Source organism: Ruegeria sp. CDSC002 (assembly GCF_059610905.1).
Genome location: NZ_JBXWOM010000016.1, coordinates 37,875 through 56,687, shown reverse-complemented (window position 1 = coordinate 56,687; position 18,813 = coordinate 37,875). Strand labels below are relative to the sequence as shown.

At 55.0% G+C, this 18,813-nt stretch carries 23 protein-coding genes; 16 read left to right on the top strand and 7 right to left on the bottom strand.

All coding sequences use genetic code 11. The features are described 5' to 3' along the window. Positions 1–12 precede the first annotated feature (12 nt). Positions 13–369, top strand: a complete 357-nt coding sequence (locus AC2FJE_RS21845; protein ID WP_282121176.1) for a CopG family ribbon-helix-helix protein — start codon at positions 13–15, stop codon at positions 367–369. Further along, positions 366–647 carry a type II toxin-antitoxin system RelE/ParE family toxin gene (locus AC2FJE_RS21840; RefSeq protein ID WP_170592490.1) on the top strand — a complete coding sequence of 94 codons (282 nt, stop codon included), beginning with the start codon at positions 366–368 and terminating at the stop codon, positions 645–647. Before AC2FJE_RS21845 ends, AC2FJE_RS21840 begins: the two co-directional genes overlap by 4 nt. Before the next feature lie 307 nt (positions 648–954). On the opposite strand, the gene AC2FJE_RS21835 is transcribed toward AC2FJE_RS21840, so the two are convergent. Continuing rightward, complete coding sequence (locus AC2FJE_RS21835) at positions 955–1,800, bottom strand: LysR family transcriptional regulator (protein ID WP_282121175.1); 846 nt, start codon at positions 1,798–1,800, stop codon at positions 955–957. An 86-nt stretch (positions 1,801–1,886) separates the two neighbouring features. Here AC2FJE_RS21835 and AC2FJE_RS21830 point away from each other — a divergent pair, with 86 nt between their 5' ends. The 4 genes from AC2FJE_RS21830 (at position 1,887) to AC2FJE_RS21815 (ending at position 5,336) form a co-directional block, all read left to right on the top strand. Further along, a complete protein-coding gene (locus AC2FJE_RS21830; protein ID WP_282121174.1) occupies positions 1,887–2,354 on the top strand; it encodes a c-type cytochrome in 468 nt (155 codons plus the stop codon). A 13-nt stretch (positions 2,355–2,367) separates the two neighbouring features. Continuing rightward, positions 2,368–3,276, top strand: a complete 909-nt coding sequence (locus AC2FJE_RS21825) for a c-type cytochrome (protein WP_432653458.1) — start codon at positions 2,368–2,370, stop codon at positions 3,274–3,276. Positions 3,277–3,440: 164 nt separating this feature from the next. Then, positions 3,441–4,322, top strand: coding sequence for a cation diffusion facilitator family transporter (locus tag AC2FJE_RS21820; protein ID WP_282121172.1), 882 nt, complete (start codon positions 3,441–3,443; stop codon positions 4,320–4,322). 159 nt (positions 4,323–4,481) lie between these two features. Further along, positions 4,482–5,336: a hypothetical protein gene (locus AC2FJE_RS21815; RefSeq protein WP_282121171.1), complete on the top strand. Its 855-nt coding sequence runs from the start codon at positions 4,482–4,484 to the stop codon at positions 5,334–5,336. A 75-nt stretch (positions 5,337–5,411) separates the two neighbouring features. Here AC2FJE_RS21815 and AC2FJE_RS21810 read toward each other — a convergent pair whose 3' ends face one another. The 3 genes from AC2FJE_RS21810 to AC2FJE_RS21800 form a co-directional block, all read right to left on the bottom strand. Beyond that, entirely contained in the window at positions 5,412–6,059 is a 648-nt protein-coding gene (locus AC2FJE_RS21810; protein WP_282121170.1) for a response regulator, read from the bottom strand. After that, positions 6,056–7,435, bottom strand: a complete 1,380-nt coding sequence (locus AC2FJE_RS21805) for a sensor histidine kinase (protein WP_282171150.1) — start codon at positions 7,433–7,435, stop codon at positions 6,056–6,058. Before AC2FJE_RS21805 ends, AC2FJE_RS21810 begins: the two co-directional genes overlap by 4 nt. Positions 7,436–7,562: 127 nt before the next feature. Further along, entirely contained in the window at positions 7,563–7,961 is a 399-nt protein-coding gene (locus AC2FJE_RS21800) for a MerR family transcriptional regulator (RefSeq protein WP_282121168.1), read from the bottom strand. 99 nt (positions 7,962–8,060) lie between these two features. Between AC2FJE_RS21800 and AC2FJE_RS21795 the strand changes: the two genes are divergently transcribed. Together AC2FJE_RS21795 and AC2FJE_RS21790 are read left to right on the top strand one after the other, a co-directional pair. Then, complete coding sequence (locus tag AC2FJE_RS21795; RefSeq protein ID WP_282121167.1) at positions 8,061–8,384, top strand: hypothetical protein; 324 nt, start codon at positions 8,061–8,063, stop codon at positions 8,382–8,384. A 4-nt stretch (positions 8,385–8,388) separates the two neighbouring features. Beyond that, the gene (locus AC2FJE_RS21790; protein ID WP_282121166.1) at positions 8,389–8,607 is read left to right on the top strand and encodes a GDCCVxC domain-containing (seleno)protein; all 219 of its coding nucleotides are present in this window, start codon (positions 8,389–8,391) and stop codon (positions 8,605–8,607) included. Between the two features lie 174 nt (positions 8,608–8,781). Here AC2FJE_RS21790 and AC2FJE_RS21785 read toward each other — a convergent pair whose 3' ends face one another. Both AC2FJE_RS21785 and AC2FJE_RS21780 read right to left on the bottom strand, forming a co-directional pair. Then, positions 8,782–9,291 (bottom strand): nucleoside deaminase, encoded by a 510-nt coding sequence (locus AC2FJE_RS21785; protein ID WP_142638752.1) that lies wholly within the window; start codon positions 9,289–9,291, stop codon positions 8,782–8,784. 137 nt (positions 9,292–9,428) lie between these two features. Further along, entirely contained in the window at positions 9,429–10,106 is a 678-nt protein-coding gene (locus AC2FJE_RS21780) for an ankyrin repeat domain-containing protein (protein WP_142638754.1), read from the bottom strand. Positions 10,107–10,160: 54 nt separating this feature from the next. Between AC2FJE_RS21780 and AC2FJE_RS21775 the strand changes: the two genes are divergently transcribed. Continuing rightward, positions 10,161–10,505 carry a WGR domain-containing protein gene (locus AC2FJE_RS21775; RefSeq protein ID WP_282121165.1) on the top strand — a complete coding sequence of 115 codons (345 nt, stop codon included), beginning with the start codon at positions 10,161–10,163 and terminating at the stop codon, positions 10,503–10,505. Positions 10,506–10,565: 60 nt separating this feature from the next. Here AC2FJE_RS21775 and AC2FJE_RS21770 read toward each other — a convergent pair whose 3' ends face one another. Then, positions 10,566–10,787, bottom strand: coding sequence for a hypothetical protein (locus AC2FJE_RS21770; RefSeq protein WP_185956720.1), 222 nt, complete (start codon positions 10,785–10,787; stop codon positions 10,566–10,568). A gap of 228 nt (positions 10,788–11,015) precedes the next feature. On the opposite strand from AC2FJE_RS21770, the gene AC2FJE_RS21765 reads away from it, so the two are divergent. From AC2FJE_RS21765 to AC2FJE_RS21735, 7 genes are all read left to right on the top strand, one after another. After that, positions 11,016–11,438 carry a DUF3768 domain-containing protein gene (locus AC2FJE_RS21765; RefSeq protein ID WP_282121164.1) on the top strand — a complete coding sequence of 141 codons (423 nt, stop codon included), beginning with the start codon at positions 11,016–11,018 and terminating at the stop codon, positions 11,436–11,438. A gap of 219 nt (positions 11,439–11,657) precedes the next feature. Beyond that, entirely contained in the window at positions 11,658–13,517 is a 1,860-nt protein-coding gene (locus tag AC2FJE_RS21760) for a ParB/RepB/Spo0J family partition protein (protein ID WP_282121163.1), read from the top strand. 177 nt (positions 13,518–13,694) lie between these two features. Beyond that, on the top strand, positions 13,695–14,231 hold the full coding sequence (locus AC2FJE_RS21755; protein ID WP_282121162.1) for a hypothetical protein: 537 nt from the start codon (positions 13,695–13,697) through the stop codon (positions 14,229–14,231). 246 nt (positions 14,232–14,477) lie between these two features. Continuing rightward, the gene (locus AC2FJE_RS21750) at positions 14,478–15,080 is read left to right on the top strand and encodes a class I SAM-dependent DNA methyltransferase (protein WP_142638764.1); all 603 of its coding nucleotides are present in this window, start codon (positions 14,478–14,480) and stop codon (positions 15,078–15,080) included. Positions 15,081–15,814: 734 nt separating this feature from the next. After that, on the top strand, positions 15,815–16,015 hold the full coding sequence (locus tag AC2FJE_RS21745) for a hypothetical protein (RefSeq protein ID WP_142638766.1): 201 nt from the start codon (positions 15,815–15,817) through the stop codon (positions 16,013–16,015). Between the two features lie 473 nt (positions 16,016–16,488). Continuing rightward, entirely contained in the window at positions 16,489–16,908 is a 420-nt protein-coding gene (locus AC2FJE_RS21740) for a hypothetical protein (protein WP_282121161.1), read from the top strand. Further along, on the top strand, positions 16,905–18,740 hold the full coding sequence (locus tag AC2FJE_RS21735; RefSeq protein WP_282121160.1) for a relaxase/mobilization nuclease domain-containing protein: 1,836 nt from the start codon (positions 16,905–16,907) through the stop codon (positions 18,738–18,740). The genes AC2FJE_RS21740 and AC2FJE_RS21735 overlap by 4 nt, the downstream gene beginning before the upstream one ends. The last annotated feature ends 73 nt before the right edge of the window (positions 18,741–18,813 follow it).

Below are 18,813 nucleotides of genomic sequence, written 5' to 3'. Positions count from 1 at the left end.
CAGGTGCGGTACATGCCATCGGTCTATTGTGAATTTCATTCAGATGTATTACATTGTACTACAACACGGAAACAGGTGATTGCGATGAGTACCAGCCCATATTCAATCCGTCTCGATGAAGACCTGAGAAAGACCCTGGAACGGGAAGCTGCGATCGAAGACCGACCGCCTGCACAACTCGCCGTACGGGCAATTAGAATGATGTTAGAATCCAAAGCCGCTAAACGTGCAGCCATTGATGCGGCTGTTGAAAAAGCAGACCAAGGCAAGTTCATCACGGCAGACGAAATGAATGCCTGGATAGACAGCTGGGATACCGAGAATGAACTTTCGGCTCCGGTAGCAAGCGGGCAATCCAACAGCCAATGAAGATTGTATTTCTCGAAGATACGGCCAGGGACATTCAGTGGTTCCGTTACTACTACACGTCAGTTTTTCCTGAAGGCAGCGAAAGGGCACGAGCTCAGCTCAAAGCCATTCAGCTTACTCTTGCAGCCAACCCTTATGCTGGTCACCCAAGTGACACACGGCAAGACATACGGGAGCTTTCAGTACCCCGAACCCCATTCACGCTAATCTATCGTGTAATGCCTACTCAGATAGAGATTCTTCGTCTCTGGGATACCAGGCAGGGTGCGGATTACTGAAACCAGGAGTTTAAATTGGTGGCATCAGGCGGGCAGGGTAGGGGCGGGCAAGCAACCGAACCTACTTTGCTGTTAGATCGCTAGATTCTGCACAGAGGGCGGGAAGCGGTCATTCGCTGCGGTATACGCCAAGGTCTGCTCCGCGCGATAAGCGCCAGAAACCTCGGTCCTCGTAGTGACTGCTCCACTGCCCAAATCGGCATTCGTGCTGAAAGCTCGTTCGTTTGGATGTGGGTATAAAAGCCGCTATGTCGTGTATCTGCTGAGAGCGCAACCCGAGTGCTCGCGACTGTTTTCTAAAACAACGTCATCCAGCAAGAACAATGGCTAAGCGTTCAACCAACGCTCGTTGAACGATAGCAAATCTGGGAGTGTTCGCTATTTCCTCCAGCGTCGCGACCCAGAGCGGAACCTCAATTTCTGGGGTCACGTCGTGCGACTTTCGAAGCCGGGAATCCGCGTCGCCCAAAAACGTGGGTAAAAACGTTTTTCCGACTCCTGCAGCGGCCATCTCCTGTAGCACCAAAAAACTGTCTGCCCCGTTGGTCATTTCGTCAGCACTGACATTCGTTTCCAGCCATTTGGCAGGAAGTGAACGGCTTAACGCCCCATCAAGCCTCATCCATTTGCTATTGGGAGAGCCGTCGTCAAAGACGCCGAACGACAGTGTTCCGGCACGCTGCCCAATCAGCCCCTCCCCGAGCTTTATCGATGGCCGCACGGCGATGTCTGCGCTCAACCGGGATAGATCATGGTGACTATTTCCGCTTAGCAAAGTCAGCTTCAGGCCGGGGTAAAGCTGTGAGATCTCATATAGTATTGGAGGTAGAACAATCCGGCAAAGACTGTCGGTAGATGTAATGCGTACCTGACCCATAGGAGACCGATTTGCTCCGACAACTGCCCGCTCAACCGACAGCACCGCTTCTTCAACGCTTTCCATGGCCGAAAAGACCGCACTGGCTTCGGGGAGAACGGAATATCCTGACGGGTTTTTCTGAAAAATCCGGCAACCATGGCGCTCTTCGAATGCGGCCACTCTGCGCAAGACTGTGGCATGCGTAACGCCCAGAGCCGCCGCCGCCGCGTTCAACGAACCGTATTTGCTTACTGCTAACGCGTACCGAATATCATCCCAGTTTTCATTGTTCATAAATTAACAGGTGACGACCAATAACAAACAATTACAAGTAAATTCGTTCAAGGTAACATTCGGAGTATTGAACAGGGAGACACACCATGATGCAGAAAATTTCGATCTTTGCGGCCGGTATATTATCGGTGGCTGCAATTGGCACAGCCATCGCCCACGAAAGCGAAAACCCGGCTGTGAAAGCTCGAACCTCAATCATGCAACTCTATGCCTTCAATCTTGGTACACTTGGCGGCATGGCCAAAGGTGAGGTGGATTATGATGCCGAGGCCGCAACACGGGCTGCAAACAACCTTGTTGTACTAACGCAGATCGACCAATCCGCGATGTGGCCCGCGGGATCCGACAATGTATCCGATCCGTCCACCCGAGCGCTGCCTGCGATCTGGGAAAACTTCCCTGACGTTGGTGCGAAAGGGCAAGCCATGGCAGAGGCAGCTGTTGCGATGCAGGCTGCAGCCGGACAAGATGTTGATGCCCTGAAAGCTGCGATGGGCGATCTGGGTGGAAGCTGTTCGGCATGTCACAAAGCGTACAGAGCACCGAAAGACTAATTGGTAGATAGTTGTGAAGCGGTTTTTCCTTTTCGCCGCTTTCGTTGCACTTTTAGTTGGGTTGGCTGGTTTGGTGCTGACCCGACCACAAAGAATGGATCAGTCTCAACTCGACGATCTGAACCCAGATCTCGCCAGAGGTGAAATCGTGTTCCACGCCGCAGGATGCGCATCCTGTCATTCAGCGCAGGGCGCGATTGGAGAGGACAAGCTCATGCTCTCCGGTGGTCGTAGGTTCGAGACGGATTTCGGCACGTTCATTGCCCCGAACATATCCAGTGACCCCGAGGTTGGCATCGGGTCCTGGTCTGTATTGGATCTGGCCAATGCCCTAATCCATGGAACCGGGCCCGAAGGGCAACACTATTTTCCTGCGTTTCCTTATACGTCTTACGCCCACATGACGACCGATGACGTTGTATCGCTCCATGCCTTCCTGAGCACCCTTCCTGCGGTCACGGCAGAAAGCAAAGCGCATGAGGTTGGTTTCCCTTTCAACGTTCGACGCGGACTGGGCGGATGGAAGCTATTGTTCATGACGCCAGAATGGGTGGTCGAAGGTGATCTGACCGACCAACAAAGACTTGGCAGGTATTTGGTCGAGGCGCTGGGTCACTGCGCTGAATGCCATACCCCGCGAAATAGTCTAGGTGGTTTGAAACGAGACCTTTGGCTGACAGGTGCACCAAATCCAAACGGGAAAGGTCGTATCCCCGGCCTGACCTCAGACCAGCTTGAATGGTCTGAGGCAGACATTGGCGAATACCTGAAATCTGGTTTCACGCCAGACTATGACAGTGCAGGTGGTGAGATGGTGGAGGTCATCGAGAACACGTCTCGCCTTACGGATGAGGACCGTTTGGCGATTGCAGCATATCTCAAGGCGGTTCCTGTTTCGTCGGCCGTGCTTGCATCAGAGTAACAGTCGTTTGGCGCCATGCAAGGGGGCCAGATGCTGTCGTAGGTCGCCGGTAGGAAGCCACAGGGCCTATTCCCTTTTCACCAACCACCTGTTTTACGTTTTGAACGTCGGAACTCAGCATTAACCCGAGTTTCTGTTCATGATTGATTGAGGGTTGTGGCCAAATGACACAAAAAATCGCTCTTTGGTCCATTCCAATATCCATTGCGGTACTGGCCCTGAAACTGCTGGCCTGGTGGCTGACGGGCTCGGTGGCGTTGTTGTCGGACGCAATGGAATCAACTGTAAATGTCGTTGCGGCGCTGCTGGCGTATTTTGCGGTTCGGATTGCCAATATACCCCCTGACGAAAACCACCCCTTTGGTCACAAAAAAGCCGAGTATCTTTCCGCTGTCGCCGAGGGCGTACTGATTGTGCTGGCGGCGTTCTTGATCATCAGAGAAGCTGTGCTGGCACTCCCGAACCCGCATCTTGAGGATGCGCCACTTCTTGGAATCGTCGTCAATGTCATTGCAACTGGTGTGAATGGCGCATGGGCTTACCTATTGCTCAAAATCGGCAGGCGCGAGGGTTCGCCTGCATTGGAGGCAAGCTCCCGGCACATTTTCACAGATGTCATGACCTCAGTTGGTGTCATCGCAGGTCTGATACTGGCGCTTGTCACCGGCTGGTTGATCCTCGACCCGATCCTGGCAATTCTTGTTGCTCTGAACATCTTGTGGGAGGGATGGAAAGTTATTCGGGCTTCAGTCGATGGTCTGATGGATGTGACACTGTCGGAGCATGACTTGCAGACCGTTTCTAAAGCAATCGAAGCAAACCTCGGCGCAGCCTTAGAATACCACGACCTCAAAGGGCGCAGGTCCGCAAATGTCATCTTCGTGGAGTTTCACCTTGTTGTGGACGGCACAATGCCAGTCAGCGCGGCGCATGATATATGCAATGACATCGAGGAAGAATTGGATCGTTTGTATCCGGGTTCCGTCTTTGTCATTCACCTCGAACCCGATGACGAGTTGAAGGGTGACGGGGTCAGTTCCCACTAAACTGGTCACATGGCTCAACAAAAACTCTATTGGTTTGACTGATCTGACTAAGACGTTCGGCTTGAAATTCGTCAGACCTAAGCCCGATGTGGAAAAGCCGAACCAGAAGTAACCTGTCTCCAACGTCACGAAGCGTGACGCTCAGAAATGGAGGCGAAAATGAAAATTCAAAGAAAACTGGGCCAACTTCTTAGTACTGCGGCGTTGGCTTCGTTGATCGCGGCGACACCTTATGTGCCAGTGTTCGATGCCGATGGTCGCCTACATTTTGAACCGTCCTATGCCTTTGCCAAGAGCGGCAAGGGAAAAGACGGGGATGGTCGCGACGATGATCGGGATGATGATCGTGACGACGACAGAGATGATGACCGCGACGACAACTCGGGGTCGGGCAATAGCGGCCGTGGTGGTGACCGGGACGATGATCGTGATGACGATAGAGACGATGATCGCGACGACGACCGAGATGATGATCGTGACGACAATTCGGGATCAGGCAAAAGTGGTCGCGACGATGATGACGGTGACGATGACGATGATGACTCGAAACGCTCCAATAGAGGCAGCGGAAAGAAGGACCGGTCTCAAGCAGGGGGCAAGCCGTCGGGTTCGGCTGGGATAACAAAGGTCGAGACAAACGCCAGCGGCATTGAGGTGCGTTACGCCGACGGAACCAAGGAGGAGATCGAAAACGGGCGGTATGAGAGGAAAAATGCTCAGAATCGAACTGTTGAGGAGCGCCCCGCGACTGGTGCTGACGTTTCAAGGCTTCGGTCTTTGTCGAATGGTATCTCAATCGACAACGTGCGCTCTTCTGGGCAAGGCGGCACTGCTGGAAGTCGACCCACGAAAATCGAACGCCAGGGCAACAATATCGAAGTGAACTATGCCAATGGTTGGAAAGAGGAGATCGAGTTTGGGCGCTACGAGCTGAAAGACCCGTACAACCGGACTGTTGTTGAAAGAAACGCAACGGCCTCTGATCGCCGGAGGTTACAGTCGGTTGCCAACTGAACAGGAACTCTAGTCGATGATCCGTTGGCGGCTTCTCTTAGTGAGGAGCCGCCATCGTCGTCAAAGAGACCGCGGTTAATCTCCCTTGTTCCAAACATCATGTGCGATAAGCGCGGCCTCTACCCGATTGCGCGCATGAAGCTTGGACAGGATTGCCGTCATGTAGTGCTTCACGGTTTTTTCCTGAAGGTCTAACTCGTCAGCGATTTCACGGTTACTCAGTCCTTTGGCCACACGTCTCAGTATTTCTTCCTCACGATGCGTAAGGTCATCGAGAATGCTGCTGTTAATAGACATGCCACTGTCAGCATTGATTTGCAGCAATACTCGCGAGGCCAAGCCAGGAGAAACGAACCCTTCACCTGCGGCGATGCTGCGTAAGGAAGCGGTTAGTTCGCTCGCGGTTACTCCCTTCACAATGTACCCAATCGCGCCCGCCTCCAAGGCGTCCGCGACATCGCTGCTGTTCTCTGAGACCGTCAAGATTGCAATGACGGGTGGATTTTCCATTGCCGCAATTTCACGTGTCGCGCTTATCCCGCCACCGGGCATAGAGAGGTCAAGAATAGCTATGTCCGGCTGATGCGTGCCGACCAGCGATACTGCTTCTTCAGCGCTGGACCCAGCAGCTAAAACTTCAAAACCATCAGTTTCATCCAACGTGCGTTGCAATCCATCCCTGAAAATCGGATGATCATCGGCTATGATGACAGATGTTGTCATGATGCACTCATTTTTCTGGAAAACAGTGTCATAGCAATGGTGGTGCCTTCACCCGGTCTCGATGCGACTTCGAACCTGCCACCAATACTCTCGACCCGATCTCGCAAGCCCATAAGTCCCTGGCCACCATCATCTCGCAAAGCGGTTTCTTCTGACCTGTCAAATCCAGGTCCGTCGTCTGTGACCTTCACAACTATGCAGTCGCTCTGCGCCTCAGAGATAACAGTGCACTTGGAAGCTGGAGCATATCTCGCGGCATTGGAAAGCGTCTCCTGAAGGAACCGAAAAACGCACAGCTTGTCGGACAATGACAACTCTGGGGCCTGACTACCCAGGAATGATATATCCGGTCGCAACGGGCTGTGTTCAGCGTGATCCTCTACGGCTCTCTTCACGACATCGACGAGCGCCAGGTTGTCGATATCCGGCGCGGACAGCCCTCGCGAAATTGCACGAATTTCAGCCAGAGATTTTTGCAAAGACTGCTGAATTTCCTCTGCCTCTTTAGGCCTTTCGGACTCTTTGGAAAACGCCGCCTCCAGTCTAAGAGCGGCGAGGGACAGGTATTGCGCAGGACCATCATGTAGCTCAGCACCAAGCTTCTTGAGGAACCGATCTGTTTGCGTGGCATATCTTTCTGACGCCTCGACGACACGCGAGCGCAGCCGGGCATTCTGCTCGGCCATCCTCTCACTTTCTGTCAGGCGCTGTTTAAGAAGAGCCCCTTGTCGTCGAATTGTTTTGTCACCAATTGCGACGATGGAATACAGAACAATAGTACTTGCGAGAAATGCGGAACCGACGACCAACCAACTTGTTCGCCTGGCCTTGGCTAAGTCTAACTCAAGCTGATCAGCTCTTTCGTAGAACTCCGCAACTGCGATGATTTCGCCGGACCAGAGTTCGCGGATGGGGCTGTAAACTTCAAGTAGTGGTATCCCCAATGCCGCCTCGGCGGCGCTCTCGGCATGATCGAGCTCTTCGAAAGAGCCGGAGATATCACCGCTCCACGCCCGCCTTAAGTCATCAGTTGGATTGAAACGGTTTCCAATGATGTCTGTATCCGAGGCATGCGCAATCACACCGCCTTGCTTCCAGAATTTGTAGGAGACGATGCGGTCACGCATTGGCTGGGTCATGAAAATCTCGTCCAGCGCTCGGCTTGCCTGCTCAGAAAGATGGTCGCCATGTGCCAATTCCTGGCTGAGCGGGGATACTACGCTTTCCATATACAGCGCTGCGGAATTGGCGGAGTTTTGCACGACGGCGTTCTGAATTCGATTTGACACCCAGACCCCGACTATTGCGGTCGCGGTGCCCATCACAACGATGCTGGTCGCAAGGAAGACTCGCGACAACGACCAATTGCCAATCATCAGGTCAGCTACTTTCGCTCTCATCGTGAAATCGACTATGAACTACAATCTGTTACCGCACCACAGACCTTGGTCTGACGCGATCTGGCTAAATCTCAGACCCTTTGATTCCGCCCAGCGGCCAGAGTCAGATATTGTCCATCGTTCTCAGTCTTTGCAGCATCGGGCATTGAACGTTTCCGCTATCACAATTGGCCGTAAGCTCACTCAAGGCGTGCTCCAGGCGTCTGAGCTCATCAATCTTGCTTCGAACGCTGGCAATGTGTGCCTCGGCCAATTCTTTCACTGACCGGCAGTCTTCCGCACTTCCTTCTGACAGCTCCAAAAGCGCCTTTGCGTCAGATAGAGGAAACCCCAGGTCGCGGCATTTCTTCAAAAACCGAAGTCTACCCACATCGTTTGCGGAATAGAGGCGACGATTGTTCAGAGCTCGTGCGGGTCTTGGTACGATACCTTCGCGTTCGTAATAGCGGATGGTTTCTACTCCGACCCCGGATTGCCGGGAAGCCTCACCTATCGCAATCATGTGAAGTGTCCCCTCTTGATCCTGTAGTAACTACAGGAGTTATACGCTCTGAATGCCGGTGCCTCAACACAATCAAATCGCCTACCCAAGGAGCGAGAGATGAAGAAGTATGTGACATTCAGCTACCTGGGATCGGTTTCCGCTCTGGGGGTGGCGGCATGCTGTGTTCTTCCAATGGCCATGATGTTGTTAGGCTTGGGTGGCAGTTGGTTGGCGGTATTCGGAAGAATAGCGGCGGCAAGCTACTATGTTCTCGCCATCTCAACAGCGCTGGTCGCGGTTTCATGGATCGTAGCGCATCGAAACGGGACGATGGCAAATCTGAAATGGTGGCTTGTTGGAAGCTCAGCGATCACCGCGCTGGCATGGGTCATCGTGTTCAATGAGGCTCAAATCAACGATTATCTAATCATGCAGATGTGAGACAATGACAAAACAAACTGTGGTGCTGGATAGCACTTTGACTTGCCCTGAGTGCGGGCACATTGAAACCGAGAAAATGCCAACCGAAGCGTGCCAGTGGTATTATGATTGCAAGTCGTGCAGGGCAGTCTTGAAGCCTTTAGAAGGCGATTGCTGTGTTTTTTGCTCCTACGCTACCGTTCCGTGTCCTCCTATCCAGTTAGGGGACGGCTGTTGTGGATAGCTTTTCTGTGGGTTGGTTTCTTTGACTGCGGGCAATGCCGAAAGAGTACAAGATCGAATATTTCGGGCCAAACCGGCCGTTCGGCACAGGGTTCTTGAACGACTGATATGGGCCGGACTTCCCACCGTGGGAGGCGAATGCAAAATGAAACGTTGCTGATGGCTGAGAACCATACTAACTGCAAAGCTTCGGGGAACTTGCGCTCGTGATTTTCCGGCCGTAGAACATCAGGCGGACTCCAGCCCAGTATGCCGCGGCTTCACACATGGGACATGGTCGGGAGGATGAGTACATGACCGATCCGGTCAAATCTCGGTGATTAAGGCGTCGCGCGGCATCCCTGATCGCGGCCATTTCAGCGTGGGCCGTGGGGTCTTGATCCAAGATGACCCTGCTCCATGACTGGCCAATAATGACATTGTCGCGCACCACAACTGCGCCATACCCTTGATCTCCATGGTCAATCGCATACTGACGCATCTCGAAGGCGCGCTCCATGAATGAGGCATCTTTGGGATCACTTGGCTGAGGTATAGCGTCGTCCGCACCCGAAGAAGTTTGGCCCAGGACAGAGCCACTCAAGCCGACCGTCAGCGCGCCAAAGCCTGATGCAGCAAGAAAGCTGCGCCTCGCGCAAACAAGCGCGCTGTAGCCGACCTGTTTACTTTTTCCGATCTTGTTCATTTTGCCGTTGTCCTTGGGATGTCTTCATCTTTGTCGCCACTCTACCACGCCGAGACCTTGACCCGAGGTCGGTCATATCCAAGCTGCCATCGGTGCCTGTCCGGTGAAACTCACCGCTTCCGCCTGCCGGACAGGCCTCAATCCTCTGTTCTCAGCCGCTCTGCCATCTCGGAAAATCCGCGAAGTTCGGCGTGTTCGAGTGGGGTAATTCCGTTACGATCGGCAAGCGATCTGTCAGCACCCGCAGCCAATAAGGCATCCAGAACCGCAAGATGATCCGGGCCGCCGTCGCCAAGCACAACGGCTTCGATAACGGCTGTCCAATGAAGATTGTTCACATGGTCCAGAGGCGCGCCGGCGGCGATCAGCCGTCTGACAATCTCGACATGACCGAGATGCGCGGCCGCGATAAGAGCGGTTCCGTCATAAGGGCTGGTCGTGAGGCCGGGATCGTTGCCGAGCTCAATGGCGAGCGTCATCAGTTCCGGATCATTTGCAACGGCCGCAATCGTGACCACGTCGTAGGCCTGATCTTCAAGTGCATTCATGTCGGCGCCAGCCTCAGCCAGTGCACTCAATGCCTCGTCCTCTGAAGCAAACGCGGCCACATGGGCTGGTGTGCGACCCCACGAGTCCCGCGCGTTGACGTTTGCCCCTGCCGCAACGAGTTGCCGGATCATTTCTTCGTTGCCGGTGTGAGCGGCTGCGAAGAGACCGTCGTATTGCGCGACCTCATCAGCCGAAGGCGGTGTCTGCGCCGCACCCGCGTTGGCGGCAAGACCCATCACGAAAGCAAATAGTAGAAAACGAAACATGGCAGATCCTATTACCTACATATTGGTCAGCTATAGTAGTAGCGGATGCATTCGATGTCATTTTCCGTTCAGGATCAGGGTCCTTTCCCGGGAATTGATTTCGCAATGTCATTGGACAGAAGGGCTGAATTGACCGACAATCGCGTCATGGAACTGACAGCAACGACACCTGTCCACCTGATCCATGTGGACCCCGACGTTAACATGGCGCGGTTCTATGGAATAGAGTTGCAGCCGACGTTGTTTGGCGAAGTTTCTGTTCTTCGTACCTGGGGACGTATCGGCACAAACGGGCAAGCCATGTTGGTGACGTACGAAGACGCAGCCCAAGCTAGTGAAGCGCTTCATAACCTTGAAAAGCAAAAGCTCCGACGAGGGTATGTTCCGGTCGGTGAGTGATTTCGGGCTGCGGCCTTTGTCCCTTGGCAAATCCCGAGCCAGCTGGCTCGTGACCGGGCTCTAGGTTTCAGTCGGCATGCCGGCTTCCACCCAGAACACCCCAGAATGATCTCCCTGTCCCAGTAGCCCCTGAACCGTCTCTTGCGAGCCGGGCAGGGGCTTTGGGTCATGGTCGGTCCATGCCGTGGTGATCTGCCCGTTCGGGTGACGATCCCTTTTGCGCTCCCGCAGGATCAAAGATCCTTTGGCTTCTTTTTTGTTGGTCAGGCGGGATTTGGGCAAGCCAAACGCCCCCCCGACGTCAGGGGGAAGGCGCGGCCTCCCCCCTCGGACAAGACAAATAGACAAGACCGTGTCCTCGCGCGTTGCGCTGCGGGCCGCACCACTCTTGTCGATTTGTCCTGTCTCGCCCCTCTCCGCGTTCGCCACGGGGCAGGTTTTAGAGACGACGCCCTTTCAGGGCTCGGCTCAAAACCAGCACCAAAGGGGATCAGCCCCGGAGGTCACACCATGAGAGGAGAGACGGTTTTGAACCTTGAGACGACAAATGACATCGAAAATGACACCAGCCTTCAGGCGGCAGAGATTGCGGTCCAGAATGACCTGTTTCGGAAAGCCCTGATCGATCCGACTACAGCGATTGAGATGCACTCCAACGGCATTCAGGGTCAAGTTCTCGTCACACCCGGCGTGTCAGGCGAAGGGATGGAGTTCCAGACCGCAGCTTTGAAGGCGGTGGCGTCGGATGACCAGTTCGATGAAGGCAATGACCCTTATGGTGATCACACATTCGGGACGGTGATCGTCAGCGGCCAAAAGCTGTTCTGGAAAATCGATCTTTACGACGCGGATTACACATACGGCTCCGACCGCCCGTTTGACCCCGCAGTGACGCGTCGCGTCCTGACCATCATGTGCCCCAGCGAATACTGATCCCAATCCCAAACCAGAAAGGAGGTGAACACCATGAGCAATGAAATCTTGCAGCAGCGTATCGCAGAAGCGTGGGCGCTAATCAGGAAGGGCGATGACTTCGACATCGGACGCCGCTTCCTGATCCAAAACGCAGCCGTTTAAGCGGCCTCGCTCTACCCCCACGAGGGGTAGGGCACCCTTAACACAAAGCAAAACACTCAAACAAGGATTTGCCCCATGAGCAAACTCGAAACATTCACCGCACCGGAAACCATCGAAACCGTCGCTCTGTCTGATCTGTACCTGTCGGACATCAACCCGCGACAGGAGGTTGCCGAAGAAGGCATTGCCTTGTTGGCCGACAGTCTTGTCATGTGCGGCCTGATCCAGAACCTCAGCGGTCTGCGCGACGCAGATGGCAAAGTTGCCATCGTCGCTGGTGGTCGCCGCCTGCGGGCTTTGACCATCGCTGTGACCGAGCGGGCCGATCTGGCACAGGTTCCCGTGAAGATCACAGACAATCCGTTTGTGGCCGAGCAATGGGCCAATGCAGAGAATACTGCCCGCGAAGAACTGGACCCGGTGGACGAGGTCCGCGCCTATGGCAAGATGGCGGAGAAATCCCTGTCTGTTGCCAAGATCAGCAACGCGTTCGGCGTGACCGAAGCCCATGTGCGCCGCCGCCTCGCATTGGCCGGTCTGCCTGCCGCCGTATTGGACGCGCTCAAAGCCGATGAGATCAGCATGGGGCTGGCCAAGGCCATGACAGTCAGCACCGAGGAAGAGAAAATTCTGGAGGTGCTGGAACAGGCCAAAGAGTGTCGGTGGTTTAGTGAGCATGATGTCAAACAGGCCCTGACCTCTGAGGCTGTCAGCAGCACCAACCGCAAGGCTGTGTTTGTCGGGCAGGAGGCTTATGTTGAAGCCGGCGGCACGGTCACCACCGATCTCTTTGCCGATGAGACCCTGTTCAATGAAGGTGAGCTACTGGACCGTCTCTTTGCTGAGAAACTGGCGACAGAAGCAGAAAAGCTGCGCGAAGCGGAAGGCTGGGACTGGGTGGACACCCATGACGAAAGCTACATTCCCTATCGGTTCTCGGGAAGTGAAGGCATGCACCGTCTGGAGATGGTGAGCCGGGACTTCACCGAAGAACAGGCCGAGCGGTATGACGAACTGGCCGAACTCTATGAGGCTGAGGCTCTGGATGAAGATGGCGAAAAGGAGCTTGCAGCGCTCGAAGACTATGCCGCGCCGTTTTACTCCGACGATCAGCGCATGCTGTCCGGTGTGTTTGTCTATGTCGGCAACACTGGCGAGATCAAAACATCCTCGGCCTATGTCGCGGCGGAACATCTCCAGGCCGCCATTGAGGCCGGTATTCTGGCCCCGGTCAAAGAGTCCGAGGCCAAAGAGAAACCAAAACCTGCCTATTCGCAGAAGTTCATCGACGACATGGTGGCGATCCGGCTGGCGGCGGTTCAAACGGCTTTGCTGGACAAGCCTGACTATGTGCTGAGCCTGTTTGCGTTCTTCACCACCCCGGCCTCCGGTCTGACCAGCACCTTGTTTGGCTTTGGCGGCGCTGAACGGAATACGCCGGAAATCGACGACCAGTTCATCCTCGACCCGCGTCTTGGCGGGGAGCGGGATGCGGCAGCAGAGGCAGCCTATGATCAGTTCCACGAAATGGCCGCACAAGGCAACGTAGAGGCGTTCAAAGCGTTTCGCGATCTGGGCAAGAAGACCCGCAATGGAGAGATCACAGCTTTTCTGGCCCGGCGGTTCCTGACCCAACGCCCGGAGTTCATGGGCGAGATCGAGGCTGAGATTGGTGCCGGCATGCGCGCGATCTGGACCCCCTCTGCTGAGAACTGCTTCAAACGGCTGAAAGGCTGGCAACTGGATGATCTCTACAAGGACCTGCTGGACCTGCATGGCGACACGGATATGTTCAAAGCCTTTGCGAAATCCAAGAAAGGCGCGAAGAACGAGGCGATGCACAAGCTGTTCAACGATGCAGAACATCAGGTGGCATTGGGTGTGTCAGAGGCACAGAAAGCGAACATCGACGCTTGGGTGCCGGATTGCTTCTGAACCCAATGGGGCAGGGCGCACAGCGCCCTGCCTATCAATCTCTGGCTGTGTCATCCTCAATGAGGAAAACTCAAAGTGGCATTGCGTGAACACCCCGTCGCGCATAGCTAACAGAGGTCGGTCACCCGGCTCATTCTCAAAAGCGATCACTTGATCAAAACGGATTTGGATAGACCCATGGACACCACTTCGAACAAGCTCGAAAAAGCCGCTCGCCGTGTCTGGAAATCCGCGCAGATGTTTGTCGGGTTTCATACGGATCAGAAGGGCAAACCGCGCGAACAGCCAAAGCTCTGGCCGCCGAAAAACGGGAGCGCGTCGATCCATGGTGACCCCAGCGCGCAAGAGGCCATCGTTGTTGTGAAAGCGGCTGATCCAGAGGCGGCACAGGACGTGCAGATCAAGCTGCATCCGAACCGTATTGTTGTGCGCCGCGATGCGGAAATGTGGTGGCAGGGTGTCGCCGTGGATGAGCATTCTGTGACGGTCCGCATGGCCGACAACACGATCATCGAAATCCGACATGACGGGTCGGTCATACGCCGCTCGGCGGAAGATGAAACCCATGTTGAAGCCGATGGCAGTATCTTCAAGTTCACCGAGTTTGCCGAGGCGCATATGACGGGTGACGGGGTGGAAATGACCCGCCGCACCGAGGATAGGATCGCTACGATATCAGCCGACGGTGTTGTCGATCGCGCGCGCAAGCGTTAGCCTGGTTTCAATACCTCGAGACTTTCCTTCGGTTAAACTTGTGGCCCGCTTCGGTGGGCCTCTTTCTTGCGGGAAAGATTGTCGGCAGAGGCTTGCCGAAGTCGCCTCTATTCCTTCCATATGCCGTTCCAAACCCATGTTGACTGTTGTCGCCAACCTAGCCAATGTCGCGCGTTCGTATCGATGCGTCTGCCTCAGCGTAGATGTGTTGGAGCCGATGAAATCCCACAAGGAAGCGTAAGCAACATGACCGATGACTGGAACGACTATGCGGATGGCTGGGACGACAACAGCGACGTTAGACGCTACGCAAACCACGCTTTTGCCTCGCTCGACGACCACTTGAATCTTCGTGGGAAGGATTGGCGATCAAAACGCGTGCTCGACTTTGGATGTGGTACCGGATTGCTGGCGGAGAAAATTGCACCGCATGTGGCGGAAGTTTTCGCGGTTGATACTTCGGAGAATATGATTGACGTCCTTCAGAACAAACAGCTGCACAATGTCAGGGCCGTTCACGGAGATATGCTGGCTGGAGATGTTCCGGAATTAGGGAATGAGTTTTCAGAATTCGATTTGATCTGCGCGTCTTCCGTTTGCGCCTTTCTTCCAGATTACAGTGGCGCCGTGGCAGTACTGGCGGGTTTGCTCAACAAGGGTGGGCATTTTGTGCAGTGGGATTGGCAAGCGTCAGATGATGACGGCTTTGGATTGACGCTGAATCAAATGAAGGCCGCGCTGGAGGCGGCACGACTAGGCTCCATTCGGGTCGAACAAGTATTCGAAATCAATTCTGATGCGCGGACGATGCCGGTTTTGATGGGAGCGGGCATTCGCAATCCGGAATGAATTTGAGTGTGGATGGGTGACAACCAGTGCGTCCAGTTAGCCGGCCATTGATATTGCTCAAGTGCGTTCAAGACTTTCGGATGAACAGGTACCCTTTCCTTGAAAGCTTCGTGCTCCAGTTCGCCCGATGAGCCTGGACCAGGCAATTCTGCTTCTGGCAGCGAAGCTCAAGTCTGAGTGGTGGCGGAAGTTATTTGGTCAGATTCCACCCCGCCAAATTGAGTCCGGCTGATCACCTGATCCGCGCAAGCGCGGACTAGGGCCGGACCGTCCGGTCTTTGGCCTCCGCCAATTCAACAGGGCGACTTGCACCGCTAGCGGCCCTCCATTCTTTAGGACGAGTGTCATACCGGTTGAGAAAGGACACCCCGCACTCCGCACTCGAAACTGTGCGCCGCGCCTGCGTCGGACCGAAGCAATGTTGCTGCCATAAACTACATCGCTACGTTCAAATGACCCGCGTGCAACGATCCCAGAAATTTTTGCCTTTTCACTTGGCCTGACAGTTTCAAACTCGTTGCCTCAGAAAATCCTAGGCTGCCGTGTTTCTGAAGGGATGAACATAAGCGGGCAGTCGGGGAAGACGCGCGGTGCCCGGTCCGGGCATCGCGCTTCAACAGGGGATTTCCCCTGCGCCTGCGGCGCATTCCGCGCGGACCAAATTCCCTGCTGACGTCCCCTTGATGCCCGCTTTTCCCATGTTCACCGAAACACGTCATAGCGAGGATCAAACAATGGCAACTCAAACTCTGAAACTGAACGTCAAGACCGGTGAAAAAGAAGGCAAAAACTTCTGGGATCGTTGCGGGGTTCTCTTCGTCAACACCGATGAGACTGGCAACATCACCTCGATCCAGGTCAAGCACAGCATGTTCCCCGGCGTCGAGATGGTGGCCTTCCCGAAGCGCACCGATGACGATCCCGTCACCGAATGACATAAGGGCAGGGCGGCACAAGCCGCCCTTTCTTCTGCTCCGGCCAAAACCCGGACCACAGATGCGCCACGTGTGGCGCGCGGTCCAAGGACCGGGCAGGGGCGGTGACCTTCCGCGGTGCGGCAGCTCTCAACCCTGCCACACCCGCCGCGCATGCGGCGGGAAACAGAGCGCGCTGAGGCGCGCGAATAATGCCATACTGACCTTGAACGTGCCGGTATGTGACGGGCGCTGTTCGGGGCAGCCCACGCTTTGCGTGATTGCCCTGCGCCAGTCCACCGGCACCCACGCCTGCTGGCTGGAAAAGGGGCGGGACCCTTTTCCCGGCGTGGAGATTGCCTCCAAGAGCAAAACTGTTCCGAGGGCAATTTTAGAAAATGCGGATTTCTAAAATCACCCCCGGTTTCCTCTTGGAGAGTATGACAGGATAAGGTAGTTGTGTTACAAACTGAAAATACAACCAGAGGTATGCATTGAGCAAGCCCGCCGATACCACTGTCTTTTCCGTACGCTTGCCAGTGGATGCGCTGGAGCGTTTGGAGGCAGCTGTAAGTGTGCTGGGAGCCAAGAGCCGCAATCAGATCATCCAGCGTCTGATCTATCGGTTGATCGGTTATCTCGATCCCGACCCTGCTGTTGTGGATCTCTGGCAGAAGCACTTGCGGCAGGTTCAGGGTGGATACACCAACCTCAATCAGCTTGCGAAATCGGCTAAGCGCGGCACGGTGATCTGGACGGATGACGACCGCCGCGATGTCGAAGATCTCCATCGCGCGATCATCCAGCACCGGCAAGATTTGAAGGCGATGATCACAGCGGCCCGCCGAAACCGAGAGCCAGAATCCGCCATTCGCCGGATCTTGCGCGACGACGATTGGACACCAGAAAAATGAACGCCGCAGCCCACGGTCTGACAGCCGGAGACTTCCTGGAACTTGCCTTCCGTGAGGCTCAGAAGGGTGTCGATCGTTCCAAGCGGATCAATCAGCAACTGCAGACAGCCAAGCGTATGAAGTTCATGGTTTCGCGGGCGTCGTCCATCAAGGCGCGGCTTGGTGCCGTGCTCGGAAAGCCCGAGGCGGTTGTGAAACACGTCCGCAAAGGCGGGGTGAACAACGCGCATGAGCTGCGCCGCCAGATCAACTATCTGACCGTCAGGGCAGAGGGTGTGTTGGACATCCGAGACAATGGCGTTACCCCGCTCGATGCCGATCAGGTCAGTGATTTGATCGAGACTTGGGCAGAGGATTTCAACGGGAAAACCAACTACGGATATACCCGCCATATGATCGTATCCTTCCCGGAAGGGACTTATCCGGATGCGGCTCATGAGGCGGGTCTTGAGTTTGCAGATCGTCTGTTTGGAAGCGGTGATTTTGGCGATACCTGGGACTACCTGACGGTGTTCCACAACGACACTGACAACCCCCATGTCCACATCGTTGTGAACAACCGAGGCGTCGAACGTGGGCAGTGGTTGGCTATGGGAATGAGCAGCGAAATGAACATCGACGTTCAGCGCTCTATCCAGGTCGAGGTCGCTGAGGAATACGGAATTGAGCTGACCGCGACGACCCGCGTTGAACGCGGTGTGCGGCAGGAAGTTGAGACCGACACTTGGAAAGTTCAGGCCGGAATGTCGGTTGTTGAAAGCACTCCGGAAGTCGAAGTTATGGCCCGCGACATGGCCGCCGATGTGATGACTCTATCCATCGCAAGAATGTCGGATCTGTTTGATGAGCGCGCCAACGCCGTCAAAGACCGGATCGAAGAGTACGCCATCATGCTCGTTGAAGGAGAGGAACCTATGGTATCGAGAATGGAACATCTGCTGGATCAGGCCCATCATTTTGATGATTACGGCGAGCCAGGAGACCCGTCTTACGTGTCGCCCGAAGTCATGAGCAACTTGCGGCGACACATCGAATTAGGCGGTTCTGAGTTAACAATAGCACCCGAGCTGAAGGCTAAGGTTGTTGCCCATATCAGCGACGTTCGGGACAACGAACAGAGCCATCCGTATCTGTCTGCCCTTGCTGATATTGTCGATGACAAGGCGTTCCAGGCGTCCGCTGATTATGCCCCGGCAGCACGCCGCTACGAGGTCTATATGCAGGACACCTTGGGTGAGGGGGCCTATGAGGACTTCCAGACTCAGACCAAAGATTTGTTGCAATCCATCGACAAGATGGAAGGGCTGGCCCGTGAGGTTGACGACCCTCATTTGCGTGTCGCTATGGATATTCAGATTGGCGAGCTGAAGGGCGACGTGGCGGATCTGCGCACCAACGATCCGGACCTTCAAGCCTTCATCATCGAGGACCGTAGCTATTCAACGATGATGGGAACGGGCACCGCCGAAATGGATGTCTTGGATTACCCAGAGGCCGACAAGTGGGCGGCGATCCGCAACGAAGTCAGCGACACGGCCAGCAGCTACGGCCTCGATGGTGAGGCGTTCGTTGCCCGTTTTGGCGACCATCAGAACGTCACTTTGGGCACAACAATGGGATGGCGCAGCGACGATATTTCGACCGCCGCAGCCCACTTCCAGGCTCAAGGATTGTCGGACAGCCACGACCGCGCGGAGGCCGTTGTTGACGAGCTGCACCAGCTTGCTTCTTCCAAGATCATCGCAATCTCAGAAGAACTCTCAGAGGTTCACGCCCACGCAACACACCCGCTGTTGCAAGGGCGCGGTGACGATGACGGACACAGTTTATAACACTTCACCCGGTCTGCCTGATGAGCGCGCCAACGCCCCAGGCAGAACCCTCACAGAGTTTTCCATCAGCTCG